The sequence below is a fragment of the Solidesulfovibrio sp. genome (assembly GCF_029978005.1).
Taxonomy (GTDB): Bacteria; Desulfobacterota; Desulfovibrionia; order Desulfovibrionales; family Desulfovibrionaceae; genus Solidesulfovibrio.
The window spans coordinates 1-21269 of record NZ_JARKOZ010000040.1; the positions used below are offsets into that span (position 1 = coordinate 1).

Consider the following 21269-nt stretch of genomic DNA (forward strand, 5'->3'; position numbering starts at 1 on the left):
GTGGAAGCGCTTGTAGGCGAGCGTCAGGAAGCCCGCAAGAACAAGGATTTCGCCCGCTCCGACGCCATCCGCGACGAACTGGCCGGACTTGGCGTCACCGTCATGGACACCCCGGCCGGCCCCCGCTGGGACGTGGCGTAGAGGCAGGAAGGGGAAGAACGCCTCCGGCGGCCAGGAGGGGATGATCCCCTCCTGGACCTCCCCGAAGGGGAACGCCCGCAGCGGGGAGGCGGACTTTCGCCGATACGCCGCAGAAGTCAGGTTGTTCGCATGGCCGCCAGCATCGTCTACATCCACCACGACTGCTTCATCCTGCGCGCCGGCGGCAGGACGCTGCTCTTCGACTACCCGGCCCCGGCCTACCTGCCCTCCGAGGCCGCGCAGGCCGCTGCGGCGCACATCGCCGGCGCGGACCTGACCGTCTTCGTTTCCCACGGCCACGACGACCATTTCGATCCGGACCTCGTCCGGGCGACGGCCATGGCCGGGTCGCGCCGGTTCGTCGTGTCCGACGACGTGGCCGACCTGCACGGCGACCGGTTGCCGCCGGATACGGTGGTCATGGAACCGGAAGATGTGCGGGAACAAGACGGTCTGTCCGTCGCCGCCCTGGAGAGCAACGACATGGGCGTCGCCTACCGCGTCGAGGTCGCGGGGCTTTCGGTCTATTTCGGCGGGGATTTGGCCCTTTGGGACTGGCCGGGGCAGACGCCGGCCGCCCGCCGCGCCGTGGGCATGTCCTGGCGGCGCGCGCTCAAGGCCCTGTCCGCCCGGCCGCTCGACGTGGCCTTCTCCAACATGGACCCGCGCCTGCCGAGCCTGTCCGGCGCGCCGCAGTTCGTGGAAAAGCTCGGGCCCACCGTATTTACGCCCATGCACCTGGGCGGCCACGTGGAATACATCAGGCGCTTCGCCGACCGGCTGCGCCGCCCCGGCACGACGGTCTTCGCCTACACCCGGCCCGGCGACGCGCTGGAAATCCCCTGAAGGTTCAGACCCCCACCGAAAGCCCGCCCGTGAGCAGGGCCACGGGGAAATCCCGCAGCACTTCCCGCAGCGCCAGACCGTCCCCGGAAAAGGTCCGCCCGGTCATGGCGTCCGTGAGCGCCCCCACGCCGGCCGGGACCTCGGCCACGCGCACGTCCTCCCAGGCCTCGCCGCAGACGAAGTCCCCCTGCCCGGCCCCGAACGTGGCCATGCATCGGGGCACGACCGCCAGGGCCGCCTTGTCTTCGAAAGTCCGCCAGAAGCCGAAGGCATGGCGGGCCAGGCTGCCGGTGAAGCGCGCCGGCGCGTAGGCCCCCACGGAAAAAAGGTCGGGATCGGCCCGGCGCGCGGCCAGGGCCCGCCACAACGTGAACTGCTTGATCCGGCCGTCCTCGGGCGAGGCGGCAAGATCGCGGCAAAGCCCCGGCGCATCGGCGGCGAAGGCTGCGGCCAGGATCGTCAGCGCCTTTTCCCGGGCCGCGAAATCCACCGGCCGACGGTTGTCCGGATCGACGAAGGACAGGTCCCAGTCCTCCGTGCCCTGGTAGATGTCAGGCGTGCCCGGACAGGCCATCTTGAGCACGACCTGCCCCAGGCCGTAGGCGTAGCCGATTCGGGCCAGCCGGCGGCACAGAGGCGCGAAGGCGGTCATGAAGGCGCTTTTGGGGCCGTCGCGCAACAGCTTCGCCGCGTAGTCCGTCAGGGCCTTTTCGTAGACCGCGTCCGGGCTCAGCCAGTTGGAGCGCTCCTTGCCCTCGCGCACGGCCTTGAGCAGATAGGCGGCCAGCCGTTCGCCGAATCCCGGCAGCTCCTCGGCCCGGGCCGGATAATGGGCGAGCATGGCCTGGTAGAGCATGTATTCGTCGTTTCGTTCCGGCGCGGGCTTGTCCCCGACGAGCGTCTTGCGCCGCCGGCCGGCGCGGTGCATCGCGCCCAGGGCGGCGCGCCAGTCGGCCGGCATCTCGGACAGGGCGGCCAGGCGCAGCCGGGCGTCCTCGCCGCGCTTGGCGTCGTGGGTGGCGGTGGCGCTCATGCTCCGCGGCCACTGCCCGGCCCGCTCGGCCATGGCCGCATGGAAGGCCTCGGCAGCCATCCCGAAGGCCCCGGGCTCGGCCCCCACCTCGTTGAGGCAAAGCAGGCGGCCCAACACGTAGAAGGCGGTGTCCTCCACGCCCTTGGCCATCAGCGGCCCGCTGACCTGCTGGAAGCGCATGGCGAACCGGGTCCACTGGTCCTTTTGCGCCTCGCCCAGGCTGGCGTCGTATTGCAGGAGCAGGAAGCGCTCCAGGAAATCGAGCTCGTAGGCCAGGTCGGCATTGTGGCGCTTGGCCCGGCGGATGGCCGTGCGCACATAGCCGATGTCCGCCGGCCGGATGGCGTCGGGCGAAATGTAGGTCCTGTAGACCGGGAAGTGGGCCAACACTTCGGCCAGGGCCCGCTTGGTCGAGCGCAGGGTGATGTCGAAGCCCAGACGGTCGAGGCTGGAGACGGCGTTTATCAGTCGGGCCAGGTTTTCCACGTCGCCGTACATGTGCGTCTCGATGATGCGGCGCTTTTTCCAGACGGCCACGTCCTCGGCGCGCTGGTTGCGGCCGGTGAAGCCGGCGTAGACGCGTTCGAAGGTCTTCTCCTGGTCCGTGTCCACGAAAAGCCCGCACGCGGCGTTGAGAAAATCGTACCCCGTGGAGCCGGCCACGGGCCACAGCGCCGGCAGGGGTTCGTCGGCCACGCAGATCTTCTCGACCACCAGGTAGGCGTCGCCGATGGCCTCGCGCAGCCGCCGCAGGTAGCGGGCCGGGTCGTAGAGCCCGTCGATGTGGTCCACGCGCAGGCCCGAGAAGAGCCCCTCCCGGACCAGCTCGAAGATCTTGCCGTGGGAGTGCCGGAAGACCGCCTCCTCCTCGACCCGCAGGGAAATGAGGTCATTGATGGAAAAAAACCGGCGGTAGTTGATCTCCTCGCCGGCCACCTTCCAGTAGGACAGCCGGAAGTACTGCTCGGCCAGGAAGCTTTCCAAAAGCGCCCGCCGGTCCTCGCCTTCGGCCTCGCCGTCCGGGGCCGTGCCGTTGACCCTGGCCAGGTTGGCCTCAATGTGGGCGCGCACGGCCGCGCTTTTCCCATAGAGTTCGAAGAGCATCTGCTTGACGAAGAAGATCTGGTCGTAACGCTCGTCCTGGACGTCGTCGGCAGGAAGGGACTTGATGGTGTAGAGAAGCCCCAGGAGCTTGATGTAGTCCGGGGAGTCCCGGCCGATGGCCTCGCGCAGCCGGTCGAGGCCGAGCGTGAGCAGGCGGAGGTAGGAATCGATGCGCAGCGGAAAGCGCAGGGCGTAGTAACGCACGAAAAAGCCGTCGGCGTCGAACCCCAGGGAGATCTCCCCGGCCTCCAGCACACTGCCGTAGAAATTGCCCAGAAACGGGGCCAGCATGCGGCCCTTGATGCTCTCGTAGGGATGATCCCAGTCGATGTCGAAGAACTGGTAGTAGCGCGACGACGGGCCGTTTTCCAGCACGTCCACCAGCATGCGGTTGTCTCCGGACACGGCCATGTGGTTGGGCACGATGTCTTGAATCCAGCCGATGTCCCGCTTGCGGGCGGCGGCGACCAGGGCCCGGAAGCCCTCCTCGCCGCCGAGCTCGGGGTTGATCTCCTTGTGGTCGCAGACGTCGTAGCCGTGGGACGAACCGGGCCGGGCCCGGAAGATGGGAGAGGCGTAGATATGGGAGACGCCGAGCGCCGCAAGGTAGTCGAGGACACCCTGGCAGCGCGCGAAATCGAAGTCCTGGCAGAACTGGATACGGTAGGTGGCGATCGGCGCGTTCATTGGGGCAGCCTCACCTTGAGCGCCTCGGCCAGTTCGGCGAAGAGTTCCAGCCAACGCCCGGCTTCTGCGTCGCCTCCGGCGGCGGCCTGGCGTTTTTCGGCGTAGCGTCCCCGGGACAGCTCGAAGATCACGTTCTGGGCCTTGAAGAGGTTGAGCCCCATGGGCAGGGCGCGAAGCCTCTCCAGGGATTCCTTGACGCTGGACAGAAGCTCGATGTTGCCGTGGTCCGCGCCGAAGGCCTGCGCCCGGCGGTTGATCCAGTCCGCGCCTTCCAGGCCCAGGCCCTCGTAGTCCAGGGAAAGCCCGAAGCGCCGGGCGTCCTCGATGCGGCCGTCCAGCCGCTCGAGGTCGAGGACTTCCCCGGAAAGCTGCCGCCGGATGTCGGTTTCCACCACGAACGCGGCGGCTTCCAGGATGTGCCGGGGCACCGGCATATCGATCCACTGGAGAAAATTGAGGATCGGGTAGTTGCTCTCGTAGATCTGGCGGTACATGGCCTCGGCGCTTTCGAATTCCGGGGCCAGGGCCTCGGCCACCACCTTGCGTTGCTCGTCGCGGAAGAGGTGGCGGATGGAGAAGGTGTGGGTGTCGAAATGGGCGTCCAGGACGCGGATGGTTTCGGCCAGGTCGCCGCGCTCGAAGGCCTGGCGCAGATCGACCTGCATGGCGGCGAGGCTGGCCGCGTCGCGGAAGGGCCGCAGGCCGCAGGTCAGGTTGTGCCCGCCGGCGTGAAACACGGCGAAGGCGGCGTCGAGGCGCTCGCCCGTGACCTCGGAGGCGATGTCCGCCCGGCCGGTCAAGAGGCTGGCCCGACCGGCCGTCTCGCGCTTCTCGTCGCGGCCGTGGGCGCGGTAGCAGCCGTATCGGTAATCTTCGTCCGGGGGCGTGAAAACCGAGGAGATGGCGTAGTGCGCGCCCACCCGCATGATGTCCACGGCGGCCGGCTTGGCGTAGCGTTCGTAGGCCTCCCGGCCGTTGGCCAGGACGTTGCTCGGGGCTTTTTCCAGGATGGCGGCGAAAGGCCCCTCCAGGTCGCCGCCGCCGAGCTCCCCGGCCAGCTGGATGGCGCGGGCGGCGTACTGCAGCACCTGCACGGTCTCGATGCCGGTGACCTCGTCGAAAAACCAGCCGCAGCTGGTGAAGATCAGCATGGCCTGGCGCGAGAGCTCCATGAGTTTCAGCGCCCGCACGCGCCGCTCGGGAGAGAGTTTCCCGTTGGCCTGGGCGTTCAGGAAGGCGTCCCGGCTTGCCTCGCTTCTGTCGTTGACCACGGCGATGTACGCGTCGCGCGCCTGCCAGGGGTCCTTAAAGAGCTTCGCCCCTTCGGCCTCGACGATTGCGGCGCAGCGGTCGCGCAGCCAGTCCATGGCCTCGCGCAGCGGCTGCCGCCAGCGCTGATGCCAGTTGCCGTGCATGCCGGAATTGCAGCCGCAGTCCGCCCGCCAGCGCTCCACGCCGTGGATGCAGCTCCAGGAGGAGTTCTCGAAGAGTTCCGCCTCGTGGACGGGCGGGTGGCGGTCGAGGTAGGCGGCATAATTGATGAGTTCCACGGTGGGGTCGGCCTCGATGAGGGAAAGGCAGTAGGTGAGCGCCATCTCGCCGTAGGTGTGGTGGTGACCGTAGGTCTCGCCGTCGGTGGCCACGTGCACGAGTTGGGGCCAGTCGCGGTCGTCGTTGAAGGCGGCCATGAGCCGGTCGCGGTAGGCCTCGCCCCGGTCGAGGAGGTCGCCGAAGGCCATGTCCTGGGAGATGGGGCCGTCGTAGAAGAACACGTTGAAGTCGCGCCCGTCGGGCAGGCGCACCAGGTAGGGGGCGGTGGGGTCCACGCGCGACTCGGACACGTCCTGCCACTCCTCGTCTCCCAGGCGACGCGCGCGGGCGGCCTGGCGCGGGGCCAGGATGGTGAAGCGGATGCCGGCGTCGGCCAGGATGGCCAGCGTCTCCAGGTCCACGGCGGTCTCGGGCAGCCACATGCCTTCCGGGTCGCGGCCGAAGCGGGCCCGGAAGTCGGCCACGCCCCAGGCGACCTGGGTGATCTTGTCGCGCCGGCTGGCCAGGGGCATGATCAGATGGCCGTAGGCCTGGGCCAGGGCCGAGCCGTGGCCGGCGTAGCGCTCCATGGACTGCCTGTCCGCGTCCACGATGGCCTGGTGCAGCCGGGGGTGACGGCGTTCGAGAAAGGACAGGAGCGTGGGGCCGAAATTGAAGCTGATCTTGGAGTAGTTGTTGACGATGTCGATGATGTAGCCGTCGCCGTCCAGGATGCGCGAGCCGGAATTGGGGCCGTAGCACTCGGCCGTGATGCGCTCGTTCCAATCGTGGTACGGGTGGGCCGAGTCCTGGACCTCGACCTCCTCGAGCCAGGGGTTTTCCCGGGGCGGCTGGTAGAAATGCCCATGGATGCAGACGTAGCGGTTCATTTCGCTCGTTCCTCCCCGCATTTGTAGACCACCGCCCGAAGGGGCGGCAGGGTGAGCGTCGCGACCAGGCGCTCGGGCAAGACCGCGCCCTCGCCGCCGAAGCGGGCCTCGTCGCTGTCCAGAAGGCGCGCGTAGCCCTTGACCGGGGCGGACGCGCCGACGCTTGCGCGCGTGGCCCGCCGGCCGAGGTTGAAAAGGCACAGGAAACGGCCGTCCTCGCCCCGGCGCTCCATGGCCAGGGCCAAGGCCCCGTCCAGGGGCCAGACCCGGGTGCGCGGCCGGTGCGTTCCCCGCAGGGCCGGGCTTGCGGCGCGAAGGGCCAGCAGAGCCTTGTGCCAGGCGAGCATGGCCGCGTGGCCGGCCGCGTCGGGCTTGTCCCAGTCCGGCCGGCTGGCCTCGAAGGTGGCCGGATCGAAGGGGTCGGGGACCTCGCCGCGCCAGCGGAAGCTCGCGAATTCCCGCTTGCGGCCCCGGCGCACGGCATCCACCAGCCCGGCGTCCAGGTGGCTGATAAAGTACAGGAAAGGCCGCGTCTCGCCCCACTCCTCGCCCATGAAAAGGAGCGGCGAGCCCGGGGAAAGGAGCAGCAACGCGGCGGCCACGCGCCCGGCCCGCGGCCCGACCAGGGAGACGAGGCGCTCGCCCCTGGCCCGGTTGCCGACCTGGTCATGGTTTTGAAGGCAGTTGACGAAGCGGTCGGCCGGCAGATGGGCGGCGCAGCTCCCGCGCACATGGCCGAAAAAGGCGCTGGGCCGGCCGGCGTAGGCGAAGCCGTCGGCCATGGCCGCGATCAGGTCGTCCCGGGAGCCGTAGTCCGCGTAATAGCCCCGCCGTTCGCCGGTCAGGATGGCGTGGACGGCGTGGTGGAAGTCGTCGTTCCACAGGCCGTCGAGGCCCATGCCGCCGGCCGCCTTTTCGGTGACGACCGCCGGGTCGTTGAGATGCGTCTCGGCCACGAGAAACGTCCGCCGGCCGGCGCGCTCCTCCCAGTCGGCCACGGCCCCGGCCAGTTCGTCCACGAAATGCACGGGACCCTGGTCGTAAATGGCGTGCACGGCGTCCAGGCGCAGGCCGTCGATGCGGTAGTCGCGCAGCCAGTACAGCGCGTTTTGGATGAAGAACTCCCGCACGGCCGCGCTGCCGGGGCCGTCGAAGTTGACGGCCTCGCCCCAGGGCGTGCGGTAGCGGTCGGTGAAGTACGGCCCGAAGTCGCGCAGGTAGTTTCCCTCGGGGCCGAGGTGGTTGTAGACCACGTCGAGGACCAGGGCCAAACCCTGCGCGTGGCAGGCGTTTACAAGCCTGGCCAGTCCTGCCGGGCCGCCGTAGGCAAGGCTTACGGCGAAGGGGAAGACGCCGTCGTAGCCCCAGTTGCGTCCGCCCGGGAACTGGGCCACGGGCATGAGTTCCAGGCAGGTGACGCCAAGCTCGCGCAGGTGCGGCAGGCGCTCGACGACGGCGTCGAAGGTCCCTTGCGGGGTGAACGTGCCGACGTGGATCTCGTAATAGACGCGCCGGTCAGGGGGCGGCGGCGCGAAGGCGGCGGCGGTCCGGGCGAAGGCGTCCGTGTCGACCAGGGCCGAGGGGCCGTGGACGTTGTCCGGCTGAAAGCGCGAGGCCGGATCGGCCCGGCGGGTCTTGCCGTCCAGCACGAACCAGTAGCGCGCGCCGTCGGCCGCACCCGAAACCTCGACCGTGAAATGGCCGCCGGGCAGCGGTTCCATGGGCACGGCGCGGCCAGTGTCTTCGAGAAGCAGGTCAAGGCGTTTGCGATTGGGGGCCCAGACGGTGAAACGCCAGGAGGATGGGCCGGTTTTTTGCGGGCCGACCGGCAACGACCTGGGGAGAATTCGTTGCATACCATTTTGTATGCCCCATTCTCCAACCTCGGTCAAACCGCGAATGCGGCATATGTCGCATCAACATTACGATTTCGAAAAAAGCAGGCGCGCCAGCTCCGAGAGATCGCCCACCTTCGGTCCCAGCCGGCCGGGATCGGGACAGACCGCCGGGCCGTAGCCCAGGCGCTCGGCCTGCTTGAGCCGGGCATCGTGCCCGGAGACGGGGCGTATGCGGCCGGAAAGGTCCACCTCGCCCCAGAAGACCGCGCCGGCGGGCAGGGGCCGGTCGTAGAACGAGGACAGCACGGCGGCGGCGACGCCGCAGTCCAGGCCCGGGTCCTGGATTTTGAGCCCGCCGCCGATCTTGGCGTAGATGTCCACCTGGCCGAGGTTGAGGCGCAGGCGCTTTTCCAGGACCGCCAGCAAAAGGTGCAGCCGGCCCACGTCGAGCCCGAGCGCCGCTCGGCGCGGCACGGCGAGAAACGACTTGGCGGCCAGGGCCTGGACCTCCACGGCGAAGGGCCGCCTCCCCTCCACGGCCATGACCACGGCCGAACCGGACACGGCCGGGTCGCGGTCGCCCAGGAAAAAAGTCGAGGGATCGGGCACCTCGGCCAGACCCTGCTCGCGCATCTCCATGACGAGAAGCTCGTCCGTGGGGCCGTAGCGGTTTTTCAGCACGCGCAGGATGCGAAAGAGATGGCGGCGCTCGCCCTCGAGGTAGAGCACCGTGTCCACCATGTGCTCGAGGAGCTTGGGTCCGGCGATCTGGCCGTCCTTGGTCACGTGGCCGACGAGCACGAGGCAGGCCTGGCCGCGTTTGGCCGCCTCCACGCACGAGGCGGCCACCGAGCGCACCTGGGACACGGACCCGGCCGCGCCCTCGATGCCGGCGACGTGCATGGTCTGGACGGAATCGACGATGACGAGGTCCGGGGCGGGCGATGCGCCGAGGACGTCCACGGCCGCGCCGGCATCGGTGGTGGCGGCGGCGAGCAGGCCCTCATGAAGGACGCCCAGGCGCTCGGCCCGGGCCTTGAGCTGGGGCAGGGATTCCTCGCCCGAGACGTAGACCACCCGGCGGCCGGCGGCGGCCATGCCGGCCAGCTGCAACAGCAGCGTGGACTTGCCGATGCCCGGCTCGCCGCCGAGCAGCACCGCCCCGCCCGGGGTCAGCCCGCCGCCGAGCACCCGATCCAGGCCCTCGATGCCCGTGGGAAAGGGACGGAAATCTTCGCCCGGATGCTCGCCCAAAGGAATGGGCGCGCCCGAGGGCACGGCCGCGCCGCCGGCCTTGCCGCCGCGACCGGCCACGCCCTCGACCAGGGTGTTCCAGGCGCCGCAACGCGGACACTGCCCCCGCCAGGACGGCGAAACGCCGCCGCAGTCCGAGCAGGTGAAGATGCGCTTGGCCTTGCCCGCCATGCTACTGCCGCGGCGGGTCCTTGGCGTCCACCACCTTGACCCCGAACTCCTTGACGGCCTCGGGCGGATCGAAAAAGACGACCATGAACGGGGTTTCGCCGCCCGGGGCGATGTTGGTGTTGTTGGTGAGCACGCCGACCTGGGAGGTCAGGGCGTTTTTGAGCTCGTCGCGGGTCATGACCTGGAGCTGGAAAAGCGAGACCGTGTTGCCGGCCAGGTCTTCCTGGCTGGCCAGGGAGCCGCCCTTCTCGTCGAAGAGCGAGGCCTCGATGCGGATCATTTCCTTGGGCGTCTTGAAGTTATTGACGGCCTTGCCCTCGATGACGAAGAGCTGCCCGGCCTTCTCGTTGGAAACGTAGTACTGGCGGACGTTTTGCAGCATGATGTCCTTGACCTTGGCCGTCTCCTCGGGCTTTTTCGCGCCCGCGTCGGCGGCCGGAGCGGCCGGCTTGTCGGCGGGCTTGGCCGCGGCCTTGTCCGGGGCCGGCTTTTCCGGCGCGCCCGGAGCCGTGGCCGCCGGCGGCTGAGCGGCGTCCTTGGCCGCCTTCCTGCCGGGCCACAGGTCGAGGAAATACACGGCGGCGATGGCGACGACGACGACGAGCAGCACCGCGCCCATGATGACGGCGACCCGTTTGCGTCGTTCTTTTGACACCGAACTGCCGGGCAGGGAAAGATTGGCCACGTCGTCGAGGCTGAACCCCGGCTTGACCGGTCCGGCGTCGTGGTCGTCGTCGGCGTCGTCGGCTCCGCCCTTGCCCTCGTAGGTCTCGGAATGGAACAGGTCCGGCGGCACGTCGTCGTCGGGCATGCTGGCGCGGGGCGCGGCCGGCGTGGCCGGCCGTTCCTGGCGGCCGGGGGGCGTGGGGGCGAGGTCGTCCGGGAAGTCGAAATCGGTGAGCCCGCCGGCATCGGCCGGGCCCGGCGGATCGACGTGGAAGACATGGCGGCATTTGCCGCAACGCAGCTTGGCCCCGGAGGCGCCGATCTTGTCGTCAGGCAGGTTGAACTTGGACTGGCAATTCGGGCAGGCAACGATCATGGCGCTTTTCCCACTGTCGGTTACGGTTTTGGCCACCGCTCATGCAAATCAGGGGCCGTTTCTTACCGAACCAGTTCGTACACGCCGCGAAGACGCCGCAGCCGCTCCCCCACGTCCATGCCGTAGCCGACCAGAAAGACCGGCGGGGCCTCGAAGCCGACGAAGTCCACCTTCACGTCGACCTCGCGGCGGTAGGCCTTGTCCAACAGGGCGCAGACCTTGACGCTGGCCGGGGAACGCGCCTCGAGCATGGAAAGGAGATAGGCCAGGGAGCGGCCGGTGTCCACGATGTCCTCCACCACGAGAACGTGGCGGCCGGCGACGTCGGTTTCGAGGTCCATGAGGAAGCGCAGCTCGCCCGGGGCCGTGCCCGCGCCGTAGCTGGCCACGCGCACGAAATCGAGGCTGGGGCAAAAGGAAAGCGCCCGCAGCAGGTCGGCCATAAACGGCAGCGCGCCCTTGAGCACGCCGACCATGACCACGTCGCCGTCGCCGACGCCGAGGCCGGCGTAATGGGCCGACACCTGGCGGCCGAGCTCGGCCACCCGGGCGGCCACCGCCGCCTCTCCGAACACCTCTCGCAACGTTTCCGACATGTCTCCCCGCACTCTCCGGTTCCGGCCTTTCGGCCCGGGCGCCCTACATTTCCATGAGGAGCGCGTTCTCGTCGCACTCCGGGAACTTGGGGCAGTTGATGCAATCGGCCCAGACCTTCTGGGGCAGCTTCTCCTTCTCCACCGGGGCGAAGCCCAGGCGCTCGAAGAAATGCGGCCGGTAGGTCAGGGTGAAGACCTTGTAGATGCCGAGCGTCACCGCGTCGGACAGGCAGGCCTCGACCAGCTTGCCGCCCCAGCCCTGCTTCTGGATGCTTTCGTCCACGGCCAGGGAGCGGATCTCGGCGATGTCCTCCCAGGTGATGGACAGGGCGCAGCAGCCGAGGATGCCCGGCTCGTCGTGGCCGGCCAGGACGAAGAAGTCCCGCAGGTGGCTGTAGAGCTGGTTGAACGAGCGCGGCAGCAGGAATTCCTGGCGGGCGCAGTGCATGAGCAGGGCGTGGATCTGCTTGACGTCCTGGATGCGCGCCTTGCGGATGAAAAGGCCCGTCATTTCGGTGGGTCGGCCAGCAGGCCGTCCACGGCCCGCCGCAGCTGCTCGCCGGGCATGTACCCGGAGTGGTTCACGGCCTGCTGCCCCGCGACGTCGTAGATGAGCGTCTTGGGGATCATCTTGACGCCGAAGGTGGCCATCACGTCGGGATCGGCCAGGTGGACCGGGAAATTGAACGGCGTCTGCTTGACGAAGCGGAAGTACTCGCCCTGGTCCTGGTCCAGCGAGATGCCGATGAAGACGACCTTGTCGGCCGGATAATGCTTCCGGGCCTCGATGAAGTCCGGAATCTCCATGAGGCAGGGCCGGCACCAGGAGGCGAAGAAGTCCACCACCACCACCTTGCCCTGGGCCGCCACGATGGCGTCGAGCACGGCCTGGCCGGTTATGGGGCCGGCGTCCTGGGCGGCGGCCCGGCCGGCCGGCCAGGCGAGAAGAGCCAGCAATAAGACGAGGGTACGTAGGCGCAACGAAAAACCTCCGCGCTCGGTTGGCGACGGCCGCGGACACGGCCGTCAGGGCCGGTTTAATCCAAAGCGGCCGGCGCTAGCCAGCGTTTTTTAAGCATTGCCGACGACAAGGGCCTTGGCTTGCCGCACGGCGTCCACGGCGTCCACGGCGTGGGCGTCGGCCCCGATGGACCTGGCGAAAGCCTCGGTGACCACGGCCCCGCCCACCATGACCTTGGCCCGCAGGCCCCGCTCCCGCACCAGGCGCACCGTGTCCTCCATGCGCACCATGGTGGTGGTCATCAGCGCCGAAAGCCCGATGACGTCGGCGTCGCGGCCGGCCGCCTCGTCCACGATGCGCGCGGCCGGCACGTCCTTGCCGAGGTCGATGACCTCGAAGCCGTGGTTTTTGAGCATCAGGCACACGATGTTCTTGCCGAGGTCATGGATGTCGCCCTCCACCGTGGCCATGACGATGCGGGCCTTTTCCGCGCCGGCGGTCTCGGCCAGAAGCGGTTCCAGGCGCTCGAAGCCCGAGCGCATGGCCTCGGCCGCGACGAGCAGCTGGGGCAGGAAGAATTCCTTGCGCTCGTAGCGCTCGCCCACCTCCATGATGCCGGGGATGAGCTCCTCGCTCAGGATGGCGGCCGGGTCGCGGCCTTCGGCCAGGGCGGTCTCGATGAGCCCGGCCAGCTCGGCCTTGCGGCCGTGGATCACGGCCAGGCGCAGGGGGCCGCCCCCCTCGCCCGGGGCGGTGGAACCGCCGGACGCGGGCGCGGTCCCGCCCGTGGGCGCGGCGGCCTTCCAGCCGGCGTAGCGTCCGATGAAGCGGCCGGCCTGGGCGTCGCGGCCGAGCAGCACCTCGCAGGCCCCGGAGGTCTCCATGAGGCGCGCGACGTTGGGGTTGGCGATGGCGGCGGACAGGCCGGCCCCCAGGCACATGGCGAAAAAGGCGGCGTTGACGAGTTCCCGCGCCGGCAGGCCGAAGGAGATGTTGGACAGCCCGAGCACCGTGGGCAGGCCCCAGGCGTCGCGGCAGTGGCGGATGACCTCCAGGCAGGCCAGGGCCGCCTCGGGCTTGGAGGAGACGGTCAGCGCCAGGGCGTCCACCAGGATGAGCCGGCGCGGGATGCCGAGAGACTCGGCCTGGGCCAGCAGCTCCTCGATGATCCCGAGGCGCTCCGCGGCCGTGACCGGCAGCTTGCGGCCCTTGAGCGGCAGCAGGATGAACGGCGCGCCGTGGTCGCGGCAGATGGGGCCGAGCAGTTCCATGCGGCCGGGCTCGCCGCTGATGGAGTTGACCAGGGGCGTCGCCGGCGAGGCCCACAACCCGGCGGTCAGGGCCTCGGCGTTGTTGGAGTCGAGGCAAAGGGGCAGGCGCTGGCGCTTGGTGAGTTCCAGGGCCAGGCCGGGCAGCACGGCGACCTCGTCCACCATGGGCGCGCCCACGTTGACGTCGAGGATGCCGGCCCCGGCCGCCACCTGCTCCTCGGCGAAGGCCAGGGCGCGGGTGAACTCCCCGGCGGCCAGCTCGGCGGCGAGCTCCGCCTTGCCCGTGGGGTTGATGCGCTCGCCGATGATCACGCAGGGATTTTTCCCGCCAAGGCCCACGGTCGCGGCCCGGGAGGCCACGGCCAGGACCGGGCGGTCCGGGGCGTCGCTTGGCGTCCAGGAGCGGCCGGCCAGCGCCCTGGCCAGGGCGGCGATGTGGGCCGGGGTGGTGCCGCCGCAGCCGGACAGGGCCTTGGCCCCGGCTGCTGCGAAGCGGGCGGTCTTCTCGGCGAATTCCTCGGGCCCCATGGGAAAGACGGTGCGGCCGTTTTCCAGGCGCGGCATGCCGGCGTTGGGCTTGACGAAAAAGGGTGTCTTCAGGCGACGCGCGAAGGCCTCGACCACCTGGCGCATGTCGTCCGGGCCGGCGCCGCAGTTGACGCCGACGAGGTCCACGCCGAGGTTTTCCATGACGTCGGCGAACACCTCGGGCGAGGAGCCGGTGAGGCTGGCCGCGCCCTCGAAGGTCATGCACACGGCCACGGGGAGCGTGCAGACCCGGCGGCAGGCCAGGACCAGGGCCTTGGCCTCGGCCACGTCGAAGTGCGTCTCGCCGACGACGAGGTCGCAGCCGCCCTCGGCCAGGCCGGCGATCTGCTCGGCGAAGGCGTCCACCAGTTCGGCCAGCGCCACCTTGCCGAGGGGCGCGACGAACTGGCCGGTGGGGCCCACGGAGCCGGCGACGTAGGCGGCGTCCCCGGCGGCCCGGCGGGCCAGGCGCGCCATCTCGCGGTTGAGCGCCTTGACGTCCGTGCCGGCCGGCAGCTTGAAGCGCGTGCCGCCGAAGGTGTTGGAGGTGACCACGCGCGCGCCGGCCTCGATGTATTCCCGGTGGGTGGCGACGATGGCCTCGGGATGCGCGAGGCCGAAAAGTTCCGGGGACTGGCCGGCGGCCAGGCCGCGGCCCTGGAGCAGGGTGCCCATGGCCCCGTCGAAGACGAGGATGCCCGAATCGCCAAGCGCCTGTCTGAAATCGCCCACGCATGCTCCTTGTGTGCCGCCGGCCGCCGGGACGGCGCGCCGAAACGCGGCCCGTCTACTGAAAAACATTGAAAAGGACAAACCAAAACTTTACACCGGAAGGTAGACGTGCGAGACGGCGCTTCCGGGCGGTGGCGCTCCGATTCGCCTTAACCACCCAAGCGGCCAGACCACGCCTCATAACCCGGTCATTATCCGATGGAACAGCGAGACGATCAAGACTTTTCCCCGAGCGACGCGGACCTGGACCAACACGATCCCGAGGAGTTCGACCCCTCCGAGACCGACGACGCCATCGACGTCGAGCCCGCAGAGACCGGCGACGCCATGGACGTCGAGCCCGTCGGGCCCGCCGACGACTTCCGGCTGCCGGCCCCGAGGCCGTCCTCCGGCGGTTCGCTGACCACGCGCGACCCGTTGCAGCTCTACCTGCGGGAAATCTCGAAATTCCCCATGCTCGCCCCGGAGGAGGAGCAGGAGCTGGCCCGGCGCGTGCGCGACGCCGGCGACCAGAAGGCCGCCTTCCGCCTGATCTCCTCCCACCTGCGCCTGGTGGTCAAAATCGCCATGGACTTTCAGCGGCGCTGGATGCAAAACGTGCTTGATCTCATCCAGGAAGGCAACGTGGGTCTCATGCGCGCCGTGACCAAGTTCGACCCCGACAAGGGCATCAAGTTCTCCTACTACGCCGCCTACTGGATCAAGGCCTACATCCTCAAGTACATCATGGACAACTGGCGCATGGTCAAGATCGGGACCACGCAGGCCCAGCGCAAACTGTTCTACAACCTCAACAAGGAGCGCCACCGGCTCCAGTCCCTGGGCTTCGACCCCAGCGCCTCCCAGCTCTCCGAGGCGCTCAACGTGACCGAGTCGGACATCGTGGAGATGGACCAGCGCTTAAGCGGCAACGACCTGTCCCTGGACGTGACGCTCGGCGACGATTCCTCGTCCACCCGCCTGGACTTCCTGCCGGCGCTGACGCCGGGCATCGAGGAGATCCTGGCCGGGGACGAGATCTCGCACCAGCTCGAGAAGCACATCCAGTCCATCCGGCCCACGCTCAACGAAAAGGAGCTCGACCTCCTGGACAGCCGCATCCTGTCCGATTCGCCGGTGACGTTGCGGGAGATCGGGGCGAAATACGGCATCACCCGGGAGCGCGTGCGCCAGATCGAGGCCAGGCTGCTTGAGAAGCTCAAGGAACATCTTTCCAGGCGCATCGAGGACTTTTCCTCGGATTGGATTCATAAGGAAGAATAGCGGCGATCGCCGCGGCGGGACGCTTCCGGCCGGAGCCGGGAGGGGACGCGCCGTGCGCCGCACCGGATACCGGCCATGCCCGAACCGACCAAACGCGCCGCTCCCGCGCGCCTGCCCCTACTGCTCGTCCTGGCGCTTCTGCCTTGCCTGCTGTCCAATTCCTGCGCCTCCAGCCGCTCGGCCAGGCTGGCCTACGCCGGGAAGTCCCTGAGCCCCGACGCCGAAGGGGCTTACCAGTTCCTCATCTACCAGGACTACCTGCGCCAGGGGAACAAGGACGAGGCGGCCAAGGCCCTGGCCGCCCTCACCCGCGCCCATCCCTCGCCGGAACTGGCCGTGGAGCTGGCCAACCTCCAATGGAGCCAAAACGACCGGGAAGCGGCCACCAAGACCCTGGAAGAGGCGATCAAGACCTTTCCCGATTCGCGACAGCTGACGCTCTACCTGGCCAGCGCCTACCAGATGCGCCGCATGCCGGAGGCGGCCGAAGCCGCGCTGACGCGCTTCGTGGCCGGCCATCCGGGCGACGCCGCCGCCTTGCGCGAACTGGCGTCGCTGCTCGACGAGTCCGGGAAGCACCAGGAAGCCCTCGATACGCTCAGGCGCATCTCCGAGTCCGAACGCGACGCCACCACCCTTTTCCTCATGGCCAAGGCCACGGCGGGGCTGAAGAAAAACGACGAGGCCATCGCCCTGCTGCGCCGGGCCGTGGCTGCGGACAACGCGCTCATGGCCGCCTGGTCCGACCTGGCGACGCTGCTCGAGGACAAGGGCGACCTGGCCGGGGCCGAGGAATGCTACCGCCGCATGCTGGCCCTGGGCGAGGAGGCTCCGGAAGTCCGGGCCAGGCTCGTGCGGGTGCTCATCAAGGAGAAGAAGCTCGCCCAGGCCGTCAAGTTCCTGGGCGAGGGGCCGCCGGACAAGGCGCGCATGCTCGACGCCATCGCGGCCCTCATCGAGGCGGGCCAACCCAAGCAGGCCCGGCAGGTCCTGGACATGCTGTCCGCGGCCATTCCCGAGAGCCCGGACCTGCCCTTCTATCGGGCGGTCATCGCCTACGAAGGCGAAAAGAAGCCCAAGGAGGCCCTGGCCATCCTGGCCAAGGTGAAGCCGGAAAATCCCAATTACGACAAGGCTCTGGGCTTTCGCGTCCAGATCGCCTCGGAGATCGGCGACATGGCCCAGGCCCAGGCCCTGGTGGCCGAGGCCAGGCGGCGCTTTCCCGACAAGAAGGAATTTTTGACCATGGAGGCCGCGCTGCTCGACAAGCGAGGCCAGACCGACAAGGCCGCCGCCGTGCTGGAAAAGGCCGTGGCCGCCGCGCCCGACGACACGGACCTGCTCTACCGCTACGGCGTGGCCCTGGAAAAGCTCAAGCGTCGGGCCGAGGCCAAGGCCGTGATGGAAAAGATCGTGGACAAGGACCCGGTCCATCCCGACGCCCTCAACTACCTCGGCTACTCCATGGCCGAGGAAGGCCGCGACCTGGACAAGGCCCTGGACATGATCCGCACCGCCCTGGCCAAGGAGCCGGACAACCCCTTCTTCCTGGATTCCCTGGCCTGGACGCTGCACAAGCTGGGGCGCAACGACGAGGCTCTGGCCGCCATGGAGCGGTCCATCGGCCAGGGGGTGAAAGACGCCATCATCTGGGAGCATTACGGCGACATCGCCGCCGCCGCCGGCCATAAGGCCGTGGCCCAGAAAGCCTACCGCACCGCGCTGGAGCTCGGCCCGGAAAACCCCGGGGACGTGAAGAAAAAACTCGGAGCCCTCTGAAATGCGCCGACTGCCCGCCCTTTGCCGCGCCGTCGCCGTCCTGGCCCTGATTTCCGCCCTGGCCGGCTGCGCCGCCAAACAACCCGGCCCGCCGACCGCCGACGAGGCCAAGGCCGTCTACGGAACCTTTCTCGCCCGCGACCGCCAAAACACCGCCCCGGCCTTCTCCCTGTCCGGGTCCATGAGCTTTTCCCGGGCCAACCGCTCGGGCCGGCTCAACTATCGCCTGTTCGGCAACGCCGGCGGGGCCACCCGCCTGGACCTGACCACGCCCGTGGGCGGGGCCTACGCGTCGCTGTTCGAAGACAACCGGGGCTTTTACGCCTTCGTCCCGGACAAGAACGCGGTCTACCGCCACAGCGACTCCCGCCAGGGCGCGGCCAAGCTCGGCATGCCGCTGCCGTTTAGCTTAAGCGAAATGGCGGCCGTGACCTCGGGCCGCTTCGAGGCCCTGGCCCCGGCGCGCTACGCCTCGGCGAAAAAGACCGCCGAGGGCTACGAATACGCCTTTTCCGGCGGGACCCGCCTGTCGTCCCTGACCCTTGACTTCGCTGGCAATCCGCGCCATCTGGTTGGAGTTGGGATAGAGCCCTGGCGCATCGACTTCGCCGACGACGAGGCCGGGCCCGGCCTGACCGCGCCCGTGGCCCGCCGGATCACGCTGACCACGCCCGGCGGTGCGACCCTCGTCGTTCGCGTCAAGACGGTGCAGCCGCGCCCGTCGCCCTACCCGGCCGCCGACCTGGAACTGCCCGTGCCCCCCAACGCCGCGGAACACGCCTTGGACGGAGCCGGGGACGAGCCGTCCCTGCCGGAATTGTAGCCCCGTCCCGCGCGGCCCGGGGCCGCGCGTCCATCGCCAAACCCGGAGGCCCCCCTTCCCATGCCCAAGACCATCTTCCTCGGCTCGGACCATGCCGGATTGACGCTCAAGGCCGCCCTGTGCGCCCATCTCGCCGCCGCCGGACACGACGTGGCCGACCTTGGCCCCACCGAGGCCAAAAGCGTCGACTACCCCGATTTCGCCAAGCTCGTGTGCAACAAAGTCCTGGACACGCCGGACAGCGTCGGCATCCTGGTCTGCGGCACGGGCATCGGCATGTCCATGGCCGCCAACCGCGTCCCGGGCATCCGGGCCGCCCTTTGCGTCAACGAATACCTGGCCCGCATGACGCGCCTGCACAACGACGCCAACGTGCTGTGCCTGGGTGAGCGCGTCATCGGCACGGGGCTTGCCGTCTCCATCGCCGACGTGTTCCTGGAAACGGCCTTCGAAGGCGGCCGCCACCAGCGCCGCGTGGACCTCATCGAGTCGTGCGGACTGGCCGCGCCGCTTTAACCCCAACCCCGCATCGAGGGACATCATGCAAGCCACCGCCGCCGCCAAAGACGCCAAGGCCGTGAACGTCGTCAAGGGCCTCATCATGGACGCCACCTTCAAGGCCAAGTCCGGCCACCCGGGCGGCGCCATGTCCTCGGCCGACATGGCCTACATCCTGTTCAAGGACTACCTGCGCTTCGACCCGGCCGACCCGGCCTGGTTCGGCCGCGACCGGTTCGTGCTCTCGGCCGGCCACGAGTCCATGCTCCAGTACGTCCTGCTCTTCCTGCGCGGCGTGCTGACCATGGACGACCTCAAGCAGTTCCGCCAGTTCCACAGCCGTACCCCGGGCCACCCGGAAAACAACGAGACCCCGGGCGTCGAGTGCACCACCGGCCCCCTGGGCCAGGGTTTTTCCATGTCCGTGGGCATGGCCGTGGCCGAGGAGATGCTCCGGGCGCGCCTGGGCGACGACGTGGCCGGGCACTACACCTACGTCATATCCTCGGACGGCGACGTCCAGGCCCCGGTGTTCCTGGGCTCGGCCGCCCTGGCCGGCCTGTGGGGCCTGGGCCGGCTCATCGTCCTTTTCGACAAGAACAAGGCCCAGCTGGCCAGCGCCACCAGCGTGTGCGACGCCACGGACCACGCCAAGCTCTTCACGAGCCTCGGCTGGCACGTCGTGGAAATCGACGGCAACGACCACGAGGCCATCCGGGCCGCCCTGGACGCGGCCCGGGCCGAGACGGCCAAGCCCTCCATCATCATCGGCAACACCCTCATCGCCAAGGGCTCGGCCACCATGGAAGGCAACCACGAGGCCCACGGCGCACCGTTCAAAGAGGGCGAGATCACGGCGACCAAAAAGCTCCTGGGCCTGCCCGAGGAGGAGGCCTTTTACGCCCCGGACGACGTCCTGGCCCATTTCCAGTCCCGGTTCCCGGAACTTGCCGCCGCCCGGGCCGCCTGGGACCGGACCCTGGACGGCAAGCTCGCCGGCGACGCCGCCTTCGAGGCCCTGTGGCGCGAGGCGACCCGGCCGCGCGGCGAACGCTCCCTGTCCTGGCCGGTGTTCGAGCCGGCCAAGGCCGTGGCCACTCGCTCGGCCTGGGGCGCGGCCCTCAACGGCCTCATCGACCAGTTGCCGCTTTTCGTCGGCGGCTCGGCCGACCTCGACCCCTCCAACATGACCGAGAAGTTCCGCGACATCACGGGCATCTTCGGCAAGGCCAACCGCCTGGGCCGGTCCCTGTGCTTCGGCGTGCGCGAATTCCCCATGACGGCCATCGTCAACGGCATCGCCCTGCACGGCGGGCTCATGCCTTTCAGCGCCACTTTCCTCATCTTCTCGGACTACGCCCGAAACGCCCTGCGCATGGCCGCCCTCCAACAGACGCCGGCCCTGCACGTCTACACCCACGACTCCTTCTACGTGGGCGAGGACGGCCCGACCCACGAGCCCATCGAGCAGACGAGCTCGCTGCGGCTGATCCCCAACATGCTCGTCATGCGCCCGGCCGACGCCAACGAGACCTCGGCCTGCGTGGATACGGCGCTGCAGCAGACCTCGCGCCCCACCTGCCTGCTGCTCACCCGCCAAAACCTGCCCATCCTGGACCCGGCCGCGTATCCCGGCCTCAAGGAAGGGGTTTCCCGCGGCGCCTACGTGCTGGACGAAGCCCCGGGCGGCAAGCCCGACATGCTGCTCCTGGCCTCGGGCTCGGAAGTTTCCCTGGCCCAGGCCGCGGCCAAGCTCCTGCCCGAGATCGCCATCCGCGTGGTCAGCATGCCCTGCCTGGAACTGTTCAACGAGCAGCCCGAGGACTACAAAAAGGCCGTGCTGCCGCCGGAAGTCCCCTTCCGCTACGCCGTGGAGGCCGGCCGGCCCGAGCTGTGGTGCCAGTACACCGGCCGCCTCGACCGGGTGCACGGCATCTCCCACTTCGGGGCCTCGGCCCCGGCCGGCAAGCTGGCCGAAGCCTACGGCTTCACCCCCGAAGCCCTGGCCGCCAAGATCAAGGCCGCGTATAGCGTGAAATAAGGGAAGGGAAGAGAAGAGAAGGGAATGCCTCCGGCGGCCAGGAGGGGCCAGTGGCCCCTCCTGGACCACCCCGCAAGGGGGGAGGTTTTTTTGGGGCGCTCCTTTGCAGTATGTCGCGGGGACGTCCCCGTTACGACAAAAACGTCTTGGAACGGCCTCGAAAGCTTCGACTTTCGAGGCCGTTTCCTATATCCCCCTTGGAAAGTTTTTTGGGAGGGAGGGGCGCGGGGAGGGAACCTTT

At 69.0% G+C, this 21269-nt stretch carries 15 protein-coding genes; 6 read left to right on the forward strand and 9 right to left on the reverse strand.

The window, feature by feature from the left end; translation table 11 throughout:
• The first annotated feature begins 270 nt into the window (after positions 1-270).
• Positions 271-987, forward strand: a complete 717-nt coding sequence (locus tag Q1K70_RS04085) for an MBL fold metallo-hydrolase (protein WP_300156125.1) — start codon at positions 271-273, stop codon at positions 985-987.
• Positions 988-991: 4 nt separating this feature from the next.
• Here the strand turns inward: Q1K70_RS04085 and treY are convergent, their stop codons facing one another.
• The 9 genes from treY to Q1K70_RS04130 form a co-directional block, all read right to left on the reverse strand.
• The gene (treY, locus tag Q1K70_RS04090; RefSeq protein ID WP_300156127.1) at positions 992-3811 is read right to left on the reverse strand and encodes a malto-oligosyltrehalose synthase; all 2820 of its coding nucleotides are present in this window, start codon (positions 3809-3811) and stop codon (positions 992-994) included.
• Positions 3808-6231: a DUF3536 domain-containing protein gene (locus Q1K70_RS04095; RefSeq protein ID WP_300156129.1), complete on the reverse strand. Its 2424-nt coding sequence runs from the start codon at positions 6229-6231 to the stop codon at positions 3808-3810. Before Q1K70_RS04095 ends, treY begins: the two co-directional genes overlap by 4 nt.
• Positions 6228-8087: a malto-oligosyltrehalose trehalohydrolase gene (gene treZ / locus Q1K70_RS04100; RefSeq protein WP_300156131.1), complete on the reverse strand. Its 1860-nt coding sequence runs from the start codon at positions 8085-8087 to the stop codon at positions 6228-6230. Before treZ ends, Q1K70_RS04095 begins: the two co-directional genes overlap by 4 nt.
• 66 nt (positions 8088-8153) lie before the next feature.
• Complete coding sequence (gene radA, locus Q1K70_RS04105) at positions 8154-9494, reverse strand: DNA repair protein RadA (protein WP_300156133.1); 1341 nt, start codon at positions 9492-9494, stop codon at positions 8154-8156.
• Between the two features lies 1 nt (position 9495).
• A complete protein-coding gene (locus Q1K70_RS04110; protein WP_300156135.1) occupies positions 9496-10536 on the reverse strand; it encodes a DUF3426 domain-containing protein in 1041 nt (346 codons plus the stop codon).
• A 62-nt stretch (positions 10537-10598) separates the two neighbouring features.
• Positions 10599-11132: a hypoxanthine phosphoribosyltransferase gene (gene hpt, locus Q1K70_RS04115; protein WP_300156137.1), complete on the reverse strand. Its 534-nt coding sequence runs from the start codon at positions 11130-11132 to the stop codon at positions 10599-10601.
• A 43-nt stretch (positions 11133-11175) separates the two neighbouring features.
• The gene (locus Q1K70_RS04120; RefSeq protein ID WP_300156139.1) at positions 11176-11643 is read right to left on the reverse strand and encodes an N-acetyltransferase; all 468 of its coding nucleotides are present in this window, start codon (positions 11641-11643) and stop codon (positions 11176-11178) included.
• Positions 11640-12113 carry a TlpA disulfide reductase family protein gene (locus Q1K70_RS04125; RefSeq protein ID WP_300156141.1) on the reverse strand — a complete coding sequence of 158 codons (474 nt, stop codon included), beginning with the start codon at positions 12111-12113 and terminating at the stop codon, positions 11640-11642. The genes Q1K70_RS04120 and Q1K70_RS04125 overlap by 4 nt, the downstream gene beginning before the upstream one ends.
• 90 nt (positions 12114-12203) lie before the next feature.
• Positions 12204-14624, reverse strand: coding sequence for a homocysteine S-methyltransferase family protein (locus tag Q1K70_RS04130; protein ID WP_300156143.1), 2421 nt, complete (start codon positions 14622-14624; stop codon positions 12204-12206).
• 198 nt (positions 14625-14822) lie between these two features.
• On the opposite strand from Q1K70_RS04130, the gene Q1K70_RS04135 reads away from it, so the two are divergent.
• The 5 genes from Q1K70_RS04135 (at position 14823) to tkt (ending at position 21028) form a co-directional block, all read left to right on the forward strand.
• Positions 14823-15887 (forward strand): RNA polymerase factor sigma-32, encoded by a 1065-nt coding sequence (locus Q1K70_RS04135; protein ID WP_300156145.1) that lies wholly within the window; start codon positions 14823-14825, stop codon positions 15885-15887.
• A 75-nt stretch (positions 15888-15962) separates the two neighbouring features.
• Complete coding sequence (locus Q1K70_RS04140) at positions 15963-17666, forward strand: tetratricopeptide repeat protein (RefSeq protein ID WP_300156147.1); 1704 nt, start codon at positions 15963-15965, stop codon at positions 17664-17666.
• A 1-nt stretch (position 17667) separates the two neighbouring features.
• On the forward strand, positions 17668-18489 hold the full coding sequence (locus Q1K70_RS04145) for a hypothetical protein (protein ID WP_300156149.1): 822 nt from the start codon (positions 17668-17670) through the stop codon (positions 18487-18489).
• A 60-nt stretch (positions 18490-18549) separates the two neighbouring features.
• The gene (gene rpiB, locus Q1K70_RS04150; protein ID WP_300156151.1) at positions 18550-19005 is read left to right on the forward strand and encodes a ribose 5-phosphate isomerase B; all 456 of its coding nucleotides are present in this window, start codon (positions 18550-18552) and stop codon (positions 19003-19005) included.
• A gap of 25 nt (positions 19006-19030) precedes the next feature.
• The gene (tkt, locus tag Q1K70_RS04155) at positions 19031-21028 is read left to right on the forward strand and encodes a transketolase (RefSeq protein WP_300156153.1); all 1998 of its coding nucleotides are present in this window, start codon (positions 19031-19033) and stop codon (positions 21026-21028) included.
• The last annotated feature ends 241 nt before the right edge of the window (positions 21029-21269 follow it).